The sequence below is a fragment of the Streptomyces sp. HmicA12 genome (assembly GCF_000373565.1).
In the GTDB taxonomy this organism is placed as follows: domain Bacteria; phylum Actinomycetota; class Actinomycetes; order Streptomycetales; family Streptomycetaceae; genus Streptomyces.
In genome coordinates this window covers 248,787-266,544 of the sequence record NZ_KB891799.1, presented here as the reverse complement: position 1 = coordinate 266,544, position 17,758 = coordinate 248,787, and the positions used below count along the sequence as shown (strand labels likewise).

Genomic DNA, 17,758 nt, shown 5'->3' with positions numbered 1-17,758 from the left:
ACCCGCTGGACGGCGACGTCGCCGAGGCGCTCGCCCTGGCCAACGGCGACCGTGACCGGGACCGGGACCGGAACCGTGACCGTGATCGGGACCGGGAGGCATCCAGGGCCGACGGCACCCGGGCCACGGACGCCGCCTTCGACGGCCCGGCCGACGGCACCGTCGGCGATCCCTCCGACTCCGGGCACCGGGCGGGGGACCGGCAAGCGGCGCCGCCCGGCGCCCGTTCGGCCCCCGACACCCCGCACGGTGCGCCGGCCCCGCAGGACGGTACCGGCCACCGCGAGGGAACGGCCTGGTCCGCCGCCCGCCGCGCGGCCGCGCAGGCCGGCCGGAGCGCGGCCGAGCACCGGGCCCGCGTCGCGCGTGCCGCACAGGAGCAGTCGTCTCGTACGGCACGGGCCGGCACCGTCGGCACCGTCGGTGGCGCGGCTTCCCTGCCGGTGCCCGAGGCCGTCGCCGAGACCCGGCACCCTCGTACGGAAAGGGAAGGCGCCACCGGCGCCAGCGACGCGCTCGCCCCCGTACCCGTGGACGAGAACCAACTCCCTCTCCCTGGGCTGCCGTTCACGGCTCCGGCCCCACCGCCGCCGCCCCCGGTCGCGCCCCCGGTCGCGCCCGCGGCCGCACCCCCGGCCGAGAGCACCCCGGCCGGGACCGTCCCGCCCGGCGCCACTCGTACCCCCCTCGACCGGGCCCTCGGTCTCGTCCTCGCCGCGCCGCTCACCGCCCTCACCGACCTGCCGTCCTTCGACACGTCCGCGATGGACGGCTGGGTCGTGGCCGGGCCGGGGCCGTGGGACGTCCGGGGCGCGGGGATCCTCGCCGGGCACGACCTGTCGATGCGGCTGGCCGACGGCGAGGCGGCGGCGATCGCCACCGGCGCCCGCATCCCGCCGGACACCACCGCCGTCATCCGCAGCGAGCACGGACACCTCGACGACAAGGGCCGCCTGCATCCGCTGCGCGACGTCGCGCACGGGCAGGACATCCGGCCGCGCGGCCAGGAGTGCCGCAGCGGTGACCTGTTGCTGCCCGCGGGTGGGATCGTCACCCCGGCGGTCCTCGGACTCGCGGCCGCCGCCGGGTACGACGAGCTGGTCGTCGTCCCCCGCCTGCGGGTCGAAGTCCTCGTCCTGGGCGACGAGTTGCTGACCTCGGGCCGCCCCCGCGACGGCCTCATCCGGGACGCGCTCGGCCCGATGCTGCCGCACTGGCTGCGCGCGCTCGGCGTCGAGGTCACGGCGGTGCGCAGGCTCGGCGACGACGCGAAGGCGCTGCTCAAGGCGGTACGGAAGTCCACCGCCGACCTCGTCGTGACCACCGGCGGTACCGCGTCGGGCCCGGTCGACCACGTCCACCCGACCCTCAGTGCCGTCGGCGCCGAACTCCTCGTGGACGGCGTCACGGTCCGCCCCGGTCACCCGATGCTGCTCGCCCGCCTCAAGGAGGGGCAGCACCTCGTCGGCCTGCCCGGCAATCCGCTGGCCGCCGTCTCCGGGCTGCTCACCCTCGCCGAGCCGTTGCTGCGGGAGCTCTCCGGACGGGCGGCCGCGCACCCGGAGCCGTACAGCGCCCCCCTCCACACCCCCGTCCACGGCCACCCGCGTGACACCCGCCTGGTCCCCGTCGTCGTACGACAGGACGAGGAGAGCGGGCACGACTGGGCGGTTCCGCTGCGCTACAACGGCCCGGCCATGCTGCGCGGCATCGCCGCCGCGGACGCGCTCGCGGTCGTCCCGCCGGGCGGTGCCACGGAGGGGCAGGAGGTCGAGATCCTGGATCTGCCGTGGTCCTGGGGCCCGCGATGAGAACGGTGACCACGGCCGTGCCGAAGCGCGGTACCGGCGGCGGTACGAGGCCCGCTGTGAGGGGCGCGACGACAGCAGGGACGATGGACCTTCTCAACTCTCCGCGGAACGAAGGGTGTTTCACGTGAAACTGGCCGGCCATGACGCCATGGCGCGCCAAGCGGACGAGCGCACCACGACCTACCGGGTGAAGCTGCCCCGGCGGGTCGTCGAGCGTCCGCTGCGCCAGGTCGCCCGCCGTGTCCTGATGGCGCTCTCCGTGCTGGTCGCCACCGCGCTGATCGTGTGGTTCGACCACGACGGCTACAACGACACCTCCGACGGCAAGGTCGACCTGCTCGACGCCTTCTACTACGCGACGGTCACCCTCTCCACCACCGGCTACGGCGACATCGTCCCGGTCAGCGACGCCGCCCGCCTCGTCAACATCTTCGTCATCACGCCCATGCGCGTGCTCTTCCTGATCATCTTGGTCGGCACCACGCTCGAAGTCCTCACCGAACGGACCCGGGAGGAATGGCGTCTGAACCGCTGGAGGTCCACCTTGCGTGACCATGTCGTCGTCGTCGGCTTCGGAACCAAGGGCCGCAGCGCCGTGGAGACCGTCTGCGCCACTGGCCTGAAGCCCGAGCAGGTCGTGGTCGTCGACCCCAGCGCCAAGGTCATCGAAGCCGCCAACGCCCATGGGTACGCCGGCGTCATGGGCGATGCCACCCGCAGCAGCGTCCTGCTCCGGGCCGAGGCGCAGAAAGCCCGGAAGATCATCGTCGCCACGCAGCGCGACGACACCGCGGTCCTGGTGACGCTCACCGCGCGGCAGATGAACCGCGCCGCGAAGATCGTCGCCTGTGTGCGCGAGGAGGAGAACGCGCCGCTGCTGCGCCAGTCGGGCGCCGACGCCGTCATCACCAGCGCCAGCGCGGCGGGCCGGCTGCTCGGCCTGTCCGTGCTCAGCCCGCACGCGGGCATGGTCATGGAGGACCTGATCCAGAAGGGCAGCGGCCTCGACCTGGTGGAGCGGACGGTGACCAAGTCCGAGGTCGGACTGAAGCCGCGGGACACCGAGGACCTGGTCGTCAGCGTCGTACGGGGACACCGCGTGCTCGGCTACGACGACCCGGCCATCGGCACGCTCCAGCTGACCGACCGGCTGATCACCATCTCGCGGGTCACGCCCAGCGCCCAGATCGCGCCGGACACGAAACCGCTGCCGTAGGCACGGACGGGAACTCGGACGTGGACGTCGGCGCGGGTACAGGCACGGGCGTAGCTGTATGTGTGTACGTACGGGAACTCGGACGTGGACGTCGGCGCGGGTACAGGCGCCGGTGGAGCTGTATGTGCGTACGGACGGGAACTCGGACGTGGACGTCGGCGCGGGCGCAGGCGCCGGTGGAGCTGTATGTGCGTACGGACGGGAACTCGGACGTGGACGTCGGCGCGGGTACAGGCGCCGCGTAGCCGTACGCGCGTACGTACGGGAGTAGCCTCGCGGCCATGTATGCGATCACGATCCCGGAACCCGGCGGACCCGAGGCACTCGTCTGGACGGAGGTCCCCGACCCCGTGCCCGGCGAGGGCGAGGTTCTCGTCGAGGTCGTCTCCAGCGCCGTCAACCGCGCCGATCTGCTCCAGCGGCAGGGCTTCTACAACCCGCCGCCCGGCTCCTCCCCGTACCCCGGTCTGGAGTGCGCGGGCCGGATCGTCGCGCTCGGCGACGGTGTCGCCGGCTGGTCGGTCGGCGACGAGGTGTGCGCGCTGCTCGTGGGCGGCGGTTACGCCGAGAAGGTCGTCGTCCCGGCCGGCCAGCTGCTGCCGGTGCCCCGCGGTATCGACCTCGTCACGGCCGCCGCGCTGCCCGAGGTGACCTGCACCGTCTGGTCCAACGTGTTCATGATCGCCCACCTGAGGCCGGGCGAGACCTTCCTGGTGCACGGCGGCTCCAGCGGCATCGGCACCATGGCGATCCAGCTGGCGAAGGCCGTCGGCGCCAAGGTCGCGGTCACCGCGGGCACCAAGGAGAAGCTCGACTTCTGCGGGGAGCTCGGCGCGGACATCCTGATCAACTACCGCGAGCAGGATTTCGTCGAGGAGATCAGGAACGCCACGGACGGCGCCGGAGCCGACGTCATCCTCGACAACATGGGCGCCAAGTACCTGAACCGGAACGTCGACGCCCTCGCCACCAACGGCCGCCTCGCCATCATCGGCATGCAGGGCGGCGTCAAGGGCGAGCTGAACATCGCCACCCTGCTCGGCAAGCGCGGCGCCATCACGGCGACCACGCTGCGGGCCCGCCCGCTCGCGGAGAAGGTGGCGGTCGTGGCGGCGGTGCGCGAGCACGTGTGGCCGCTGATCGAGGGTGGCCACGTGCGGCCGATCGTGGACCGCACGCTGCCGATGAGCGACGCCGCGCAGGGCCACCGTGTCCTGGAGGAGTCGGGCCACATCGGCAAGGTGCTGCTGACGAACGGCTGAGCCGGGTCAGCGGCGCAGCCGCAGCGCCAGGAAGCCGATGCCGAGCCCGGTCAGCAGCAGGCCGGCGCCCAGCGGCAGCACGTTCACGACGGGCCCGTCGTACCCGCGCGGCACGAGCGACTGCCGTGCTTCGGCGGGGCGATCGGGCCGCCGAGGGGTCGGCGTCGCCGACCCCTCGGGGCTGTCCGGGGTGGACGAGGGCGGCGGGGTCTCGGCGGCCGGGGGCAGCACCCGCCCCGGCGGAGTCCGCCCCACGCCCGCCCGGCTGCCCGCGAGGGAACCGTCCGGAGAGGGTGCGGAGGAGAAGCGCGGCGAGGGTTCGGCAGCGTACGTGAGACCGGCGTACGCGAGGCCTCCGAGGAAGAGGGGCAGTACGAGCAGAGCGGCGAGCGCTCCGGCCACCCACCGAACCCGCCGCATGCCCTGCCCCTTCCGGCCGGCCCGGGCGTGATCGCCCGATGCCTGCGATAAGCCTCACATAGCCAGATAAAACGGGCACGCCGGATTTCGGGGCCGCCGCACACGGTGGATCAGCCCGGAACGGGGGCACCACGGTGATGTGACAGCTCGGTGCGAGAGAATGGCGGCATGGAGATGCCGAGGAACGAACAGTCGCCCAAGGACCCGCAGATCTTGGTCGTGGGCCAGGACGGAATGGCTCTGGGCGGCGGCGGAGACGATGACTCCCGCGAGGTCCCGGTGACGGAGATGGTGGAACAGCCCGCCAAGGTGATGCGGATCGGCAGCATGATCAAGCAGCTGCTCGAAGAGGTGCGCGTGGCCCCGCTGGACGAGGCGAGCCGGCAGCGGCTCAAGGAGATCCACGCCAGCTCCGTCAAGGAACTCGAGGACGGGCTCGCGCCCGAGCTCGTCGAGGAACTGGAGCGGCTCTCCCTGCCCTTCACGGACGACGCGACCCCCACCGACGCCGAACTGCGCATCGCGCAGGCCCAGTTGGTGGGCTGGCTGGAGGGTCTCTTCCACGGGATCCAGACGACGCTGTTCGCGCAGCAGATGGCGGCGCGGGCCCAGTTGGAGCAGATGCGCCGCGCCCTCCCGCCGGGGGTCGGCGGCGGCGACGAGGACGAGGACCCGCGAGCGGGCGGCCGCTCGGGCGGGCCGTACCTGTAGACGTCCGTACCTGTAGACGTCCCTACCTGTAGACGCCCGTACGGACGGCTGACCGCCGTACAGAACGGAGAAGGGCCCGGCCCGCGCGAGCAGCGCGGGCCGGGCCCTTTCCCATGGGGCTTCCCCGCTCGTTCGGGTTCTTCTGCGGATATGCGGACGAGGGCCGGACGAGGGCGAACGAGGGCCGGATGGGGGCGGACGAGGGCCGGACGGCCGGACGAGGCCGGGCGCTGTCCGGGTGCGTGAGCTTCGCCACCGCCCGGGCCCCTGGCGCGCGACGTCGGCGGAAAAAGTTCGCACGCCCGGGTTCCGTCTGCAAAGTCCGGATGGCGACGGTGCGGCCGGTGATCGAATGCAGCCGTTCCCGGCCAAGTCCCCCCACAGGAAGCGATACGGGAAGGGGCAGGAGAACAGCCCTGGAACAGTCATGGAACGGTCATGGACCCGGCACAGAAATTGCGCGCACGATTTGCATGGCGTGCACGGCAACGGGTTTGATGTCCGGTCCGTCTCGGGCCGGAGCGGTGGCCGGAGCCTGTAGCGTGGCCCGACGGAGACCGTAATTCACAACCGCGCGTACTCCGACGGGATGCAGGAATCCGGCAGCACGGACAGAAACGACGGCGAGGACTGATGGCACAGCAGCGCGCTCAGGGCCCGTCCGACCCCGAGGCGACTGGCGGCGGTATGTCAGATGCGCCGGAGATGTGGGGCAACGGCGGACTGGTCGGGGACGGACGGTACCGACTGACCCGCAGACTCGGCCGGGGCGGCATGGCCGAGGTCTTCGCGGCCGAGGACGTACGCCTCGGGCGCACCGTCGCCGTCAAGCTGCTCCGCTCCGACCTCGCCGAGGACCCGGTCTCCAAGGCCCGCTTCACGCGCGAGGCGCAGTCGGTCGCCGGTCTGAACCACCACGCGGTCGTCGCGGTCTACGACTCCGGCGAGGACTACGTGAACGGCTCGACCGTTCCGTACATCGTCATGGAGATCGTCGAGGGCCGCACCATCCGCGACCTCCTCCTCAACGCCGAGGCGCCGGGCCCCGAGCAGGCCCTGATCATCGTCTCCGGCGTCCTGGAGGCGCTCGCCTACTCGCACCAGCACGGCATCGTGCACCGCGACATCAAGCCCGCGAACGTGATCATCACCAACACCGGCGCGGTGAAGGTGATGGACTTCGGCATCGCCCGCGCCCTGCACGGCGCGCAGTCGACGATGACGCAGACCGGCATGGTCATGGGCACGCCCCAGTACCTCTCCCCCGAGCAGGCCCTCGGCAAGGCCGTCGACCACCGCTCGGACCTCTACGCGACCGGCTGCCTCCTCTACGAACTTCTCGCGCTGCGCCCGCCGTTCACCGGTGAGACCCCGCTGTCGGTCGTCTACCAGCACGTCCAGGACGCCCCGGTGCCGCCCTCCGAGGTCTCGGACGCGACGCCGCCGGAGCTCGACGGGCTCGTCATGCGCTCCCTCGCCAAGGACCCGGACGACCGGTTCCAGACGGCCGAGGAGATGCGCGGCATGGTCCAGTACGGGCTGCAGATGCTGTACGAGCAGGGCGGTCACACCGGCACCTGGAACACCGGCCCGGTCGCCCTGCACGAGGGCGGCGGGACCCCGGCGATGGGCGTCGCCGCCACCACGGCGATGCAGCACCCCGGGGACAGCGGCACGGCCGCCCAGCCGATGCTGCGCCCGCCGGGCGGCGACGACGGCGGCTTCGAGGGCGGCGGCAACCGTGGCGGTGGCCGCGGCCGGATGTGGATCGTCGCCGTGCTCGCGGTGATCGCGATCGCGGTGGGCGTCGCGTGGGCGCTCAGCAACAGCGGTGGCGACGGTGGGGGCGGCAAGAAGGAGTCGCCGTCGCCGAGCCAGTCCCAGAAGTCGAAGTCGCCCAGCGAGACGTCGTCCGACGACGCGACCGACGAGGCGACCGAGGAGCCGGGCGGCGGCACGGGCGGCCAGTCGGACTACACGCCGTCGACGGATCCGACCACCGCGAACCCCACGCCGACCGACACGGGCGAGCCGACCGACACCGGTGAGCCCACGCAGCCGACCAAGGAACCGACCAAGGAGCCGACGGACACGGGCGAGCCCACCCAGCCCACCGACGAACCGACGCCCTCGGACGACGGCAACACCGGCAGCCCCGCCGCCGACGGTGGCCTCAACGGCGGGATCGGGTGACCCGCGGCTGATCCTGCCGGTCCTTCGGCCCCGCCGACCCACCCCGCAGTTCGTGCACCGTCACGAACTGCGGGGTGACGTGCAGATAGACCGGGTCGAAGACCTCGCCGTCCGCGAAGTGCGGGGCGGGGCCGAAGAGTTCGAGTTCGGCGGTGCTGGGGTCGATCTGTTCACAGGTGCCGACGCACTGCACCGACCACTGGCCGTCGTCGCCGGGTCCCGAGGCGCCCAGGTTGTCGGCGCCGTACGCGACGACGCTGCCGACGCACGCCACGTGGTAGCCGTATCCGCGGTGCAGGCGCAGCAGCAGGCGGCCGTCGGCCACGACGTGGCGGGCGGAGGCGAGGAAGGGCAGGGCGCGCATGCTGGTGGCGACCCGCCCGTACGGTACGCGGGCGAGCAGTTCGAAGCCGCGGTCCAGGTCCGGCTGCGTCTCGGAGGGCATGTCACCACTGTGCGTTGCCGACGCGGTGCCGGAAAAGAGGAGCCCGCCCCCACCACGGGGGACCTACGTCCCGTGCGGGAGGGCGTCCGGGGGACCGGCCGGAGCGGTCACGGCAGGGGCGGTCAGTGCTTCTCGGCCTGCATACGGGCCACGTACGCGGCCGCCTGGGAGCGGCGCTCCATGCCGAGCTTCGAGAGCAGGCTGGACACATAGTTCTTGATCGTCTTCTCGGCGAGGTGGAGGCGCTCGCCGATCGCGCGGTTGGTCATGCCCTCGCCGATCAGGTTCAGGATCTTGCGCTCCTGGTCGGTGAGGCCCGCGAGCCGGTCGTCCTCCTTGCTGCGGCCGCCGTCGCGCAGCCGCTCCAGGACGCGGGCGGTGGCGACGGGGTCGAGCAGGGACTTGCCGGCGGCGACGTCACGTACGGCCGTCAGCAGCTCGTTGCCCCGGATGGCCTTCAGCACGTAGCCGGAGGCGCCCGCCATGATCGCGTCGAACAGGGCCTCGTCGTCCGCGAACGACGTCAGCATCAGGCACTTGATCGACTCGTCCTGGGAGCGGATCTCGCGGCACACCTCGACGCCACTGCCGTCGGGCAGCCGCACGTCGAGAACAGCGACGTCGGGCCGGGTCGCGGGGATGCGCACCAGGGCATCGGCGGCGGTGCCGGCCTCGCCGACGACCTCGATGTCCGTTTCCACCGAGAGCAGCTCATGGACCCCCCTTCGCACCACTTCGTGGTCATCGAGGAGAAATACCTTGATTTTTCCGTCTTCGCGCACGCTGTCAGTCTCACACACGAACTCTTCCCGCGCCCCAGGTGACCGGGATAACGTGCCGGTGTTCCGGCCCCCTGCCAGGCTGAGACCAGGTGTCGTCGCACAGCTGTTGACCTGCGGCGCTCCGTCCGACGTGCGGTTACTAGGACCTCCAAGCAAGCAGATACTTGGAAATCCAAGCAAAATCGCAGGTCAGATGGGGTTTCGCGGATGTGTGACCCACTGGGTAACGTGCTGGTTGAAGGGTGCTCGCCGGAGCACTTGTCCCGCCTGCCTCCGGCACCTCGCACCCACCCCGTGCGTGGACGGATCAGGCGAGCCGAGCCGACTGGCCATCCGGCAATCCCGGGGCCGGACCGACGGAGGAGCACACGTGACCGTTGACAGTGCTGACAGCACTGCCGCAGCGCGCAGCCCGCGCAAGCGAGCCGCTGCGAAGAAGTCTGTGAAGAAAGCCCCCGGCAAGACCGCCGCGAAGCAGCAGCCGGAGCTGGTCCAGCTGCTGACCCCCGAGGGCGAGCGGGTCAAGGACGCCACGTACGACAAGTACGTCACCGATGTCACCGACGACTCGCTGCGCGGCCTGTACCGGGACATGGTGATGGCCCGCCGCTTCGACGCGGAGGCGGTCACGCTGCAGCGCCAGGGCGAGCTGGGCCTGTGGCCCTCGCTGCTGGGCCAGGAGGCCGCCCAGGTCGGCTCCGGGCGCGCGACCCGCGACGACGACTACGTCTTCCCGACCTACCGCGAGCACGGCGTCGCCTGGTGCCGCGGGGTCGACCCGACGAACCTGCTCGGCATGTTCCGCGGCGTGAACAACGGCGGCTGGGACCCGAACACCAACAACTTCCACCTGTACACGATCGTCATCGGCTCGCAGACGCTGCACGCCACCGGCTACGCCATGGGCATCGCCAAGGACGGCGCGGACAGCGCGGTGATCGCGTACTTCGGTGACGGCGCCTCCAGCCAGGGCGACGTCGCCGAGTCCTTCACGTTCTCCGCGGTCTACAACGCCCCCGTCGTGTTCTTCTGCCAGAACAACCAGTGGGCCATCTCCGAGCCCACCGAGAAGCAGACCCGCGTCCCGCTCTACCAGCGCGCGCAGGGCTTCGGCTTCCCGGGCGTCCGCGTCGACGGCAACGACGTGCTGGCCGTGCTCGCCGTGACCCGGTGGGCGCTGGAGCGGGCCCGCGACGGCGAGGGCCCCACCCTGGTCGAGGCGTTCACGTACCGCATGGGCGCGCACACCACCTCCGACGACCCGACGAAGTACCGGGCCGACGAGGAGCGGGTGGCCTGGGAGGCGAAGGACCCGATCCTGCGCCTGCGCACCTACCTGGAGAACCACACCGACACCGGCGAGGAGTTCTTCACGGAACTCGAAGCCGAGAGCGAGACGTTGGGCAAGCGGGTGCGCGAGGCCGTGCGCGCCATGGAGGACCCGGACCGGATGGCGATGTTCGAGAACGCGTACGCGGACGGACACGCGCTCGTCGACGAGGAGCGGGCTCAATTCGCCGCCTACCAGGCGTCGTTCGCGGACGGAGAGGGTGCCTGATCATGGCGGTACAGAAGCTTCCGATCGCCAAGGCGATCAACGAGTCCCTGCGCACCGCGCTGGAGAACGACCCGAAGGTCCTCGTCATGGGCGAGGACGTCGGCAAGCTCGGCGGTGTCTTCCGCGTCACCGACGGCCTGCAGAAGGACTTCGGCGAGGAGCGGGTCATCGACACCCCGCTCGCCGAGTCCGGCATCGTCGGCACCGCGATCGGCATGGCCCTGCGCGGCTACCGGCCGGTCGTGGAGATCCAGTTCGACGGCTTCGTCTTCCCCGCGTACGACCAGATCGTCACGCAGCTCGCCAAGATGTACGCGCGCTCGCTCGGCAAGGTGAAGGTGCCGGTCGTCGTGCGCATCCCGTACGGCGGCGGCATCGGCGCGGTCGAGCACCACAGCGAGTCGCCCGAGGTGCTGTTCGCGCACGTGGCGGGCCTCAAGGTGGTCTCGCCCTCCAACTCCTCGGACGCGTACTGGATGCTCCAGCAGGCCATCCAGAGCGACGACCCGGTGATCTTCTTCGAGCCCAAGCGCCGCTACTGGGACAAGGGCGAGGTCGACACGGAGGCCGTCCCCGGCGACCTGCACAAGGCCGTCGTCGCGCGCGAGGGCACGGACGTCACGCTCGTCGCGTACGGGCCGATGGTGAAGGTCTGCCTGGAGGCGGCGGCCGCGGCCGAGGAGGAGGGCAAGTCCCTGGAGGTCCTCGACCTGCGCTCGATCTCGCCGCTCGACTTCGACGCCGTGCAGAAGTCGGTGGAGAAGACGCGGCGGCTCGTCGTCGTGCACGAGGCGCCCGTGTTCCTCGGCTCCGGCGCGGAGATCGCGGCCCGGATCACCGAGCGGTGCTTCTACCACCTGGAGGCGCCCGTGCTGCGGGTCGGCGGGTACCACGCGCCGTATCCGCCGGCGCGCCTGGAGGAGGAGTACCTGCCGGGTCTGGACCGGGTGCTCGACGCCGTCGACCGCTCGCTGGCGTACTGAGGAAAGGGCCGAAGAACGATGGTGCGCGAGTTCAAGATGCCCGACGTGGGCGAGGGCCTGACCGAGGCCGAGATCCTCAAGTGGTACGTGCAGCCCGGTGACACCGTCACCGACGGGCAGGTCGTCTGCGAGGTGGAGACGGCGAAGGCGGCCGTGGAGCTGCCCATCCCGTTCGACGGGGTGGTGAGCGAGCTCAAGTTCCCCGAGGGGACGACCGTCGACGTCGGGCAGGTCATCATCGCCGTGGCGGTGGGCGGTGAGGAGCCCGCCGCGGTCCAGGAGCCGGTGGCCGAGCCCGCCGCCGAGTCCGCCGCCGAGCCGGACGCCGAGGAGCAGCCGGCCGGGCGGCAGCCCGTGCTCGTCGGGTACGGCGTCGCCGAGTCCTCCACCAAGCGCCGGGCCCGCAAGGACCCCGCGGCCGCCAACGGGTCGGCGGCCGCCGTGCTCACCGAGCAGCGGCCGCTGGCCAAGCCGCCGGTGCGCAAGCTCGCCAAGGACCTCGGGGTCGACCTGACCACCGTGATCCCGTCGAACCCGGACGGGATCATCACGCGCGAGGACGTGCACGCGGCGGTCGCTCCGGCGCCCGCGCCCGTGGCGGCCCCGGCGGTGGAGGTCCCGGCCGTGGAGGTGCCCGCGCAGACGACGCCGGCCGCCCCCGCCGCCGTCTCGTACGACGCCGTGCGCGAGACGCGGATCCCGGTCAAGGGCGTGCGGAAGGCCACCGCGCAGGCGATGGTGGCCTCGAAGTTCACCGCGCCGCACGTCACCGAGTTCGTGACGGTCGACGTGACGCGGACGATGAAGCTCGTCGAGGAGCTGAAGGCCGACAAGGACATGGCCGGCGTGCGGGTCAACCCGCTGCTGCTCATCTCCAAGGCGCTGCTCGTCGCGATCCGGCGCAACCCCGAGGTCAACTCGGCCTGGGACGAGGCGAACCAGGAGATCGTCCAGAAGCACTACGTGAACCTGGGCATCGCCGCCGCCACGCCCCGCGGGTTGCTCGTCCCGAACATCAAGGACGCGCAGGCCAAGACCCTGCCCGAACTGGCGTCCGCGCTGGGCGAGTTGGTGGCCACGGCGCGCGAGGGCAAGACGTCCCCGGCGGCGATGCAGGGCGGGACGGTCACGATCACGAACGTCGGCGTCTTCGGCGTCGACACCGGTACGCCCATCCTGAACCCGGGTGAGTCGGCGATCCTCGCCGTCGGGGCCATCAAGCTCCAGCCCTGGGTGCACAAGGGAAAGGTGAAGCCGCGGCAGGTCATGACGCTGGCGCTCTCCTTCGACCACCGGCTGGTGGACGGGGAGCTGGGGTCCAAGGTGCTCGCCGATGTGGCGGCGATCCTTGAGCGGCCGAAGCGGCTGCTGACCTGGAGCTGACGAAGAAGGGCGCCCCTCGCGGGGCGCCCTTCGTTCAGTTTCCTGAGCCGTACGTCACTTCTTGAAGCCGTAGTCCATGAGCTTCTTCGCGTCCGACGTGCGCGCGTTCACCGACGTCGACTTCAGGACCGTACCGATCACGGTCTTGCTGCCCCGGGTCGCCGCGAACACCAGGCAGTAGCCCGCCTCGGGGCCCGAGCCGGTCTTCACGCCGATGGTGCCGGAGTACGAACCCAGCAGGGTGTTCGTGTTGGACCACGACATGTACCGGTAGCCGCCGGACTTCGTGGTCACCTTCTGCTTCGTCGACTTGGTCTTCACGACCGAGCGGAAGGTCGAGCTCTTCATGGCGCTGCTGGCGATCTTCGTGAGGTCGCGCGGCGTCGAGTAGTTCGAGCCCTTGCCTATGCCGTCGAACGAGTCGAAGTGGGTGTTCTTCAGGCCCAGCTTCTTCGCCTCGCTGTTCATCTTGCCGATGAACGACTTCACGCGCGCCGAGCGCGTCGTGCCCGAGCCGAACTTGTCCGCGAGCGCGTAGGCGGCGTCGCAGCCCGACGGCAGCATCAGCCCGTACAGGAGCTGGCGGACGGTCACCTTGTCGCCGACGATCAGGCGGGCCGAGGAGGCGCCGTTCTTGACGATGTAGTCGCTGTACGCCTTGCTGACGGTGACCTTGCTGTCCAGGTTCAGGTTCTTCTGGGCCAGCACCACCTTGGCGGTCATGATCTTGGTGGTGGAGCCGGTGGACCTGCGGGTGTCCGCGGCCTTGGTGAACAGGCTCTTGCCCGTTCCGTTGTTCATCACGTAGCCGCCCTTGGCGGCGATCGTGGGCGTGGCCAGTGTCGTGGCGGCCTGCGCGGAGGTGGTCAGGGCTCCGCTGGTGAGCACGGCTCCGGCGACGAGGACAGCCATGCCCGTTATGCGAGTTTTCAAGGTAAACGCTCCAAATGCCCCTGGGGTGCCGCCCGTTGAGGTAGGGCGCACGCACTAGGGAGACGGTTGAGGCGGGTGAAGGGTTGCACGGGCGGCTACCCCTGAAGCACATCGAGGAACGCGTCCCGCATCCTGGACGTGATCCATCTTGCGTACGTGTTGTATCTATGATGTGCGCATGCCCTCGACGGTCACCGAAAAACGCCCCCCAGCTGCCGAACGCGTCTACGACCACGTCAAGCGCGCCGTACTCGAACGCCGTTATGAGGGCGGGACGTTGCTCACCGAGGGCGAGCTCGCCGAGGCCGTCGGCGTCTCCCGCACCCCGGTCCGCGAGGCCCTCCTCAAGCTGGAGGTGGAGGGGCTGCTGCGCCTCTACCCGAAGAAGGGCGCCCTCGTGCTGCCCGTCTCCGCGCAGGAGATCGTCGACGTGGTCGAGACCCGGCTGCTCGTCGAGGAGCACGCGGTGCGCAAGGCGGTGCCCGCGCCGCCGCGCCTGATCGAGCGGCTCACCGAGCTGCTGCAGGAGCAGCGTGAGCAGGTCGCCGCCGGTGAGCTCGCCGAGGCCGCCGCCACCGACCGCTGCTTCCACGCGGAGATCGTGCGCAGCGCGGGCAACGCGATCCTGGCCCGCGTCTACGACCAGATGCGCGACCGGCAGTTGAGGATGGGCGTCGCCGTCATGCAGGCCCACCCCGGCCGCACGGCGAAGACGCTCGCCGAGCACGAGGAGATCCTCGACGCGCTGCGCGCCGGGGACATGGAGGCGGCCGTGGCCGTCGTGCGCCGGCACGTCACGCGCGTGCGCGACCTGGCCCGTGGAGAGGAACGATGAGCACCACCAGTCCCACGTCCCTGCCCGGTGATCCGCCCGGCGGCCGCCGGGCCGTCGTCGTGTGGTCGATCGGCGTCGCGGTCTACTTCGTCGCGGTCGTCTTCCGTACGTCGCTGGGGGTGGCGGGCCTCGACGCGGTGGAGCGGTTCCACATCAACGCGTCCGCCCTGTCCACCTTCTCCATACTCCAGCTGCTCGTGTACGCGGGCATGCAGATACCCGTCGGCCTGATGGTCGACCGGCTCGGCACGAAGAAGGTGCTCACGCTCGGCGTGGTCCTCTTCACCGTCGGCCAGCTCGGCTTCGCCTTCTCGTCCTCGTACTCCATGGCGCTCGCCTCGCGCGCGCTGCTCGGCTGCGGCGACGCCATGACGTTCATCAGCGTGCTGCGGCTCGGCACGCGCTGGTTCCCCGCGCGGCGCGGTCCGCTGGTCGCGCAGCTCGCCGGTCTGGTGGGCATGGCGGGCAACCTCGTCTCCACGCTGGTCCTCGCCCGGCTGCTGCACGGGGTCGGGTGGGAGACGGCGTTCGCGGGCAGCGCGGCGCTGGGTGTCCTCGTCCTCGTGCTGATGCTGCTGTTCCTGAAGGACCACCCCGAGGGCTTCGAGCCCGCGCCGCTGCCCGTCACGCACAAGGGCGCCGTGTACGTCCGCGCGCAGATCCTGGCCTCCTGGCGGGAGCCGGGGACGCGGCTGGGCCTGTGGGTGCACTTCACCACGCAGTTCCCGGCGATGGTGTTCCTGCTGCTGTGGGGGCTGCCGTTCCTCGTGGAGGCGCAGGGCCTCTCGCGGGGCACGGCCGGTGAGCTGCTGACGCTCGTCGTGCTCGCCAACATGGTCATCGGGCTCGTGTACGGGCAGATCGTCGCCCGGCACCACGCGGCCCGGCTTCCGCTGGCGCTCGGCACGGTCGGGAGCGTGGCCGTGCTGTGGGCGGCGCCCATCGTGTGGCCCGGGCAGGCGCCGATGTGGCTGCTCGTGGTGATGTGCGTGGGGCTCGGCGCCTGTGGTCCCGCCTCGATGATCGGCTTCGACTTCGCGCGGCCCGCGAATCCGCCGGAGCGGCAGGGCACGGGCTCCGGGATCGTGAACATGGGCGGCTTCGTCGCCTCCATGACGACCCTGCTCGCGGTGGGCGTGCTGCTGGACGCGACCGGCGACAACTATCGGGTCGCGTTCTCCGCGGTGTACGTGCTGCAGGCGCTCGGGGTCAGCCAGATCCTGCGGCTGCGTCGGCGGGCGGCTCGGGCGGAGCGGGAGCGGCTGGTCGCGTCCCGGGTCACTTCGGTGCACGTTCCGGCCTGAGCGGAGTGCGGCGCCGGGCCGGGGCGGGGGTCTCCTGAGCGCCTGCCCCGGCGCTGGAGTGCTGTTACGACGTGACGACCATCGAGCGGAGTATGGCTGCCGCCAGGTCCGTGTCGCCCTCCGTCTTGATGCGGTCCGCCACCGCTTCCGGGGTGACGCGGCCGCAGGAGAGCCGGACGAACGTCTCCCAGTCCATCGCGAGCGTCGCCGCCGGGCCGAGCGAGGGGGCGCCGTCGATCGTGCCGTTGCCGTCCGCGTCGACGCGGACCGTGCGCAGGAACTCCATCGGGCCGTGCACGTCGAAGACGACCGCCGAGTTCGCGGGGGCGCCCGCGTCCTTCGCGACGATCTTCGGGAGGACCGCGAGGATCATGTCGCGGGTGATGTGCGCGCCGGGGGAGTCGAGATTGCCCGGCTTGTTCAGGGACACCCGCAGGTCCTGCTCGTGCGCCCAGATGTCGAACGCCCGCCGGCGCAGCGCGAATTCGAGGGTCTCCTCGACGGCGCGCGGGCCGCGCACGATGGTGCCGGGCTCACGGCTCTCGTTGCGCAGCTGCCGCGAGCGGCGAATGATCGTGTACTCCAGCTCGGAGACCATCTCCGGAGCCGTGTGGTGGCGCCGGACGTCGACCTGGACCTCCGTGTAGCGCTGCGCCTCCGTCTGTACGTGGTAGAGGTCGCGGGGCAGCGTGTGGATGGGGCGGGGGTCGCCCAGCATCTCGCAGTCGACGCCGATGACATGGGAGACGATGTCGCGCACGGACCAGCCGGGGCACGGGGTCGCCCGGCTCCACTCACCCTCCGCGAGCGGTGTCACCAGCTCGGATATCGCTTCCACGGAGTGGGTCCAGGCATCGGCGTAGGACTGAAGGCTGGGGTGGAGACTCACGGAAGGGAACCCCTTGAACGGTTGGTGCGCGATGGGTACGCGGGCGGTGACGTAGGCGGCGGGCACATTCGGCGTGGGTGTCTTGGGTGGCTAAGTTACGCTGCCCCGAGGTACCCCTGCAGTGCTTTCGTGTGACGATCGTAGGCCGTTGTTGACGTCTAGCCGACGGCTCGAATGCCAGGACGGTGGTAGTGTGCGCGCCTCCCTCATCCAGATCGCTGTAAACGAGGACGAATCGGTCAACTCTCGTCGGGAGCGAGTCGGTTCGCTGGTGCGGGATCAGGCCGGTTCGGCCGACCTCGTCGTCCTGCCCGAGCTGTGGACCACCGGCGCCTTCGCGTACGAGCTGTTCGCGGCCGAGGCCGAGCCGCTGGAGGGGCCGACCTTCGAGGCGATGGCGAAGGCGGCGCGGGACGCGGGCGTATGGCTGCACGCCGGCTCGATCCCCGAGCGCGATCCCGACGGACCGCTCTACAACACCGCGCTCGTCTTCTCCCCCGAGGGCGAACTCGCCGCCGCCTACCGCAAGATCCACCGGTTCGGCTTCGACAAGGGCGAGGCGGTACTGATGAGCGCGGGCCAGGAGCTGGTGACCGTACGGCTCCCGGAGACCGTCGCCGGCGTGACGACCTGCTACGACCTGCGCTTCCCCGAGCTGTACCGGGGTCTGGTCGACCGGGGCGCCGAGACGCTGATCGTGTCCGCGGGGTGGCCCGAGCGGCGCCGCTCCCACTGGACGCTGCTCGCGCAGGCGCGGGCCGTGGAGAACCAGGCCTATGTGCTGGCCTGCGGCAGCGCGGGGACGCACGCGGGGGTGCCGCAGGCCGGGCACAGTGTCGTGATCGACCCGTGGGGCGAGGTCCTCGCCGAGGCCGGGGCCGGGGAGGAAGTGCTGCGGGTGGAGTTCGACCCCGCGAAGGTCGGGGTCACGCGCGAGCAGTTCCCCGCGCTGAAGGACCGGCTGCTGGGGCTGGACGCGCCGCGACGCTGAACGGGGACCCCGGCGGGGCGGGTCGAGCGCTCGCCCCGCGCC

16 protein-coding genes are annotated in these 17,758 nt (G+C 71.2%); 11 read left to right on the top strand and 5 right to left on the bottom strand.

The genetic code is table 11. The annotated features are described in order from the left end of the window. Positions 1-443: 443 nt before the first annotated feature. The 3 genes from B072_RS46330 (at position 444) to B072_RS0107965 (ending at position 4,289) form a co-directional block, all read left to right on the top strand. On the top strand, positions 444-1,811 hold the full coding sequence (locus B072_RS46330; RefSeq protein WP_420707533.1) for a molybdopterin molybdotransferase MoeA: 1,368 nt from the start codon (positions 444-446) through the stop codon (positions 1,809-1,811). Between the two features lie 124 nt (positions 1,812-1,935). After that, positions 1,936-3,027 (top strand): potassium channel family protein, encoded by a 1,092-nt coding sequence (locus B072_RS0107970; protein WP_018529418.1) that lies wholly within the window; start codon positions 1,936-1,938, stop codon positions 3,025-3,027. Between the two features lie 281 nt (positions 3,028-3,308). Next, positions 3,309-4,289, top strand: a complete 981-nt coding sequence (locus B072_RS0107965; RefSeq protein ID WP_018529417.1) for an NAD(P)H-quinone oxidoreductase — start codon at positions 3,309-3,311, stop codon at positions 4,287-4,289. A 6-nt stretch (positions 4,290-4,295) separates the two neighbouring features. Here the strand turns inward: B072_RS0107965 and B072_RS42785 are convergent, their stop codons facing one another. Further along, on the bottom strand, positions 4,296-4,709 hold the full coding sequence (locus B072_RS42785) for a hypothetical protein (RefSeq protein WP_051127117.1): 414 nt from the start codon (positions 4,707-4,709) through the stop codon (positions 4,296-4,298). Between the two features lie 168 nt (positions 4,710-4,877). Between B072_RS42785 and B072_RS0107955 the strand changes: the two genes are divergently transcribed. After that, positions 4,878-5,420 carry a bacterial proteasome activator family protein gene (locus tag B072_RS0107955; protein ID WP_018529415.1) on the top strand — a complete coding sequence of 181 codons (543 nt, stop codon included), beginning with the start codon at positions 4,878-4,880 and terminating at the stop codon, positions 5,418-5,420. A 687-nt stretch (positions 5,421-6,107) separates the two neighbouring features. Continuing rightward, positions 6,108-7,613 (top strand): serine/threonine-protein kinase, encoded by a 1,506-nt coding sequence (locus B072_RS0107950; protein ID WP_026245564.1) that lies wholly within the window; start codon positions 6,108-6,110, stop codon positions 7,611-7,613. Here the strand turns inward: B072_RS0107950 and B072_RS0107945 are convergent. Together B072_RS0107945 and B072_RS0107940 are read right to left on the bottom strand one after the other, a co-directional pair. After that, positions 7,594-8,058 (bottom strand): pyridoxamine 5'-phosphate oxidase family protein, encoded by a 465-nt coding sequence (locus B072_RS0107945; protein ID WP_018529413.1) that lies wholly within the window; start codon positions 8,056-8,058, stop codon positions 7,594-7,596. The two genes, B072_RS0107950 and B072_RS0107945, sit on opposite strands and share 20 nt — an antisense overlap. 122 nt (positions 8,059-8,180) lie before the next feature. After that, positions 8,181-8,840: a response regulator gene (locus B072_RS0107940; protein ID WP_026245563.1), complete on the bottom strand. Its 660-nt coding sequence runs from the start codon at positions 8,838-8,840 to the stop codon at positions 8,181-8,183. Between the two features lie 235 nt (positions 8,841-9,075). Between B072_RS0107940 and pdhA the strand changes: the two genes are divergently transcribed. From pdhA to B072_RS0107925, 3 genes are read left to right on the top strand one after another with little or no spacing between them, the layout of a single operon-like run. Then, entirely contained in the window at positions 9,076-10,398 is a 1,323-nt protein-coding gene (gene pdhA, locus B072_RS0107935; protein ID WP_237500071.1) for a pyruvate dehydrogenase (acetyl-transferring) E1 component subunit alpha, read from the top strand. A 2-nt stretch (positions 10,399-10,400) separates the two neighbouring features. Continuing rightward, positions 10,401-11,381, top strand: coding sequence for an alpha-ketoacid dehydrogenase subunit beta (locus B072_RS0107930; protein ID WP_018529409.1), 981 nt, complete (start codon positions 10,401-10,403; stop codon positions 11,379-11,381). An 18-nt stretch (positions 11,382-11,399) separates the two neighbouring features. After that, positions 11,400-12,764 (top strand): dihydrolipoamide acetyltransferase family protein, encoded by a 1,365-nt coding sequence (locus tag B072_RS0107925; protein WP_018529408.1) that lies wholly within the window; start codon positions 11,400-11,402, stop codon positions 12,762-12,764. Positions 12,765-12,818: 54 nt separating this feature from the next. Here the strand turns inward: B072_RS0107925 and B072_RS0107920 are convergent, their stop codons facing one another. Continuing rightward, positions 12,819-13,676 carry a D-alanyl-D-alanine carboxypeptidase family protein gene (locus tag B072_RS0107920; RefSeq protein ID WP_018529407.1) on the bottom strand — a complete coding sequence of 286 codons (858 nt, stop codon included), beginning with the start codon at positions 13,674-13,676 and terminating at the stop codon, positions 12,819-12,821. A gap of 199 nt (positions 13,677-13,875) precedes the next feature. On the opposite strand from B072_RS0107920, the gene B072_RS0107915 reads away from it, so the two are divergent. Both B072_RS0107915 and B072_RS0107910 read left to right on the top strand, forming a co-directional pair. Then, entirely contained in the window at positions 13,876-14,532 is a 657-nt protein-coding gene (locus B072_RS0107915) for a GntR family transcriptional regulator (protein WP_018529406.1), read from the top strand. Beyond that, positions 14,529-15,836: an MFS transporter gene (locus B072_RS0107910; RefSeq protein WP_018529405.1), complete on the top strand. Its 1,308-nt coding sequence runs from the start codon at positions 14,529-14,531 to the stop codon at positions 15,834-15,836. Before B072_RS0107915 ends, B072_RS0107910 begins: the two co-directional genes overlap by 4 nt. 64 nt (positions 15,837-15,900) lie before the next feature. Here the strand turns inward: B072_RS0107910 and B072_RS0107905 are convergent, their stop codons facing one another. Continuing rightward, positions 15,901-16,725, bottom strand: a complete 825-nt coding sequence (locus tag B072_RS0107905) for a maleylpyruvate isomerase family mycothiol-dependent enzyme (RefSeq protein WP_026245560.1) — start codon at positions 16,723-16,725, stop codon at positions 15,901-15,903. Positions 16,726-16,918: 193 nt separating this feature from the next. Between B072_RS0107905 and B072_RS0107900 the strand changes: the two genes are divergently transcribed. Further along, positions 16,919-17,716 (top strand): carbon-nitrogen family hydrolase, encoded by a 798-nt coding sequence (locus tag B072_RS0107900; protein ID WP_018529403.1) that lies wholly within the window; start codon positions 16,919-16,921, stop codon positions 17,714-17,716. Positions 17,717-17,758 lie beyond the last annotated feature (42 nt).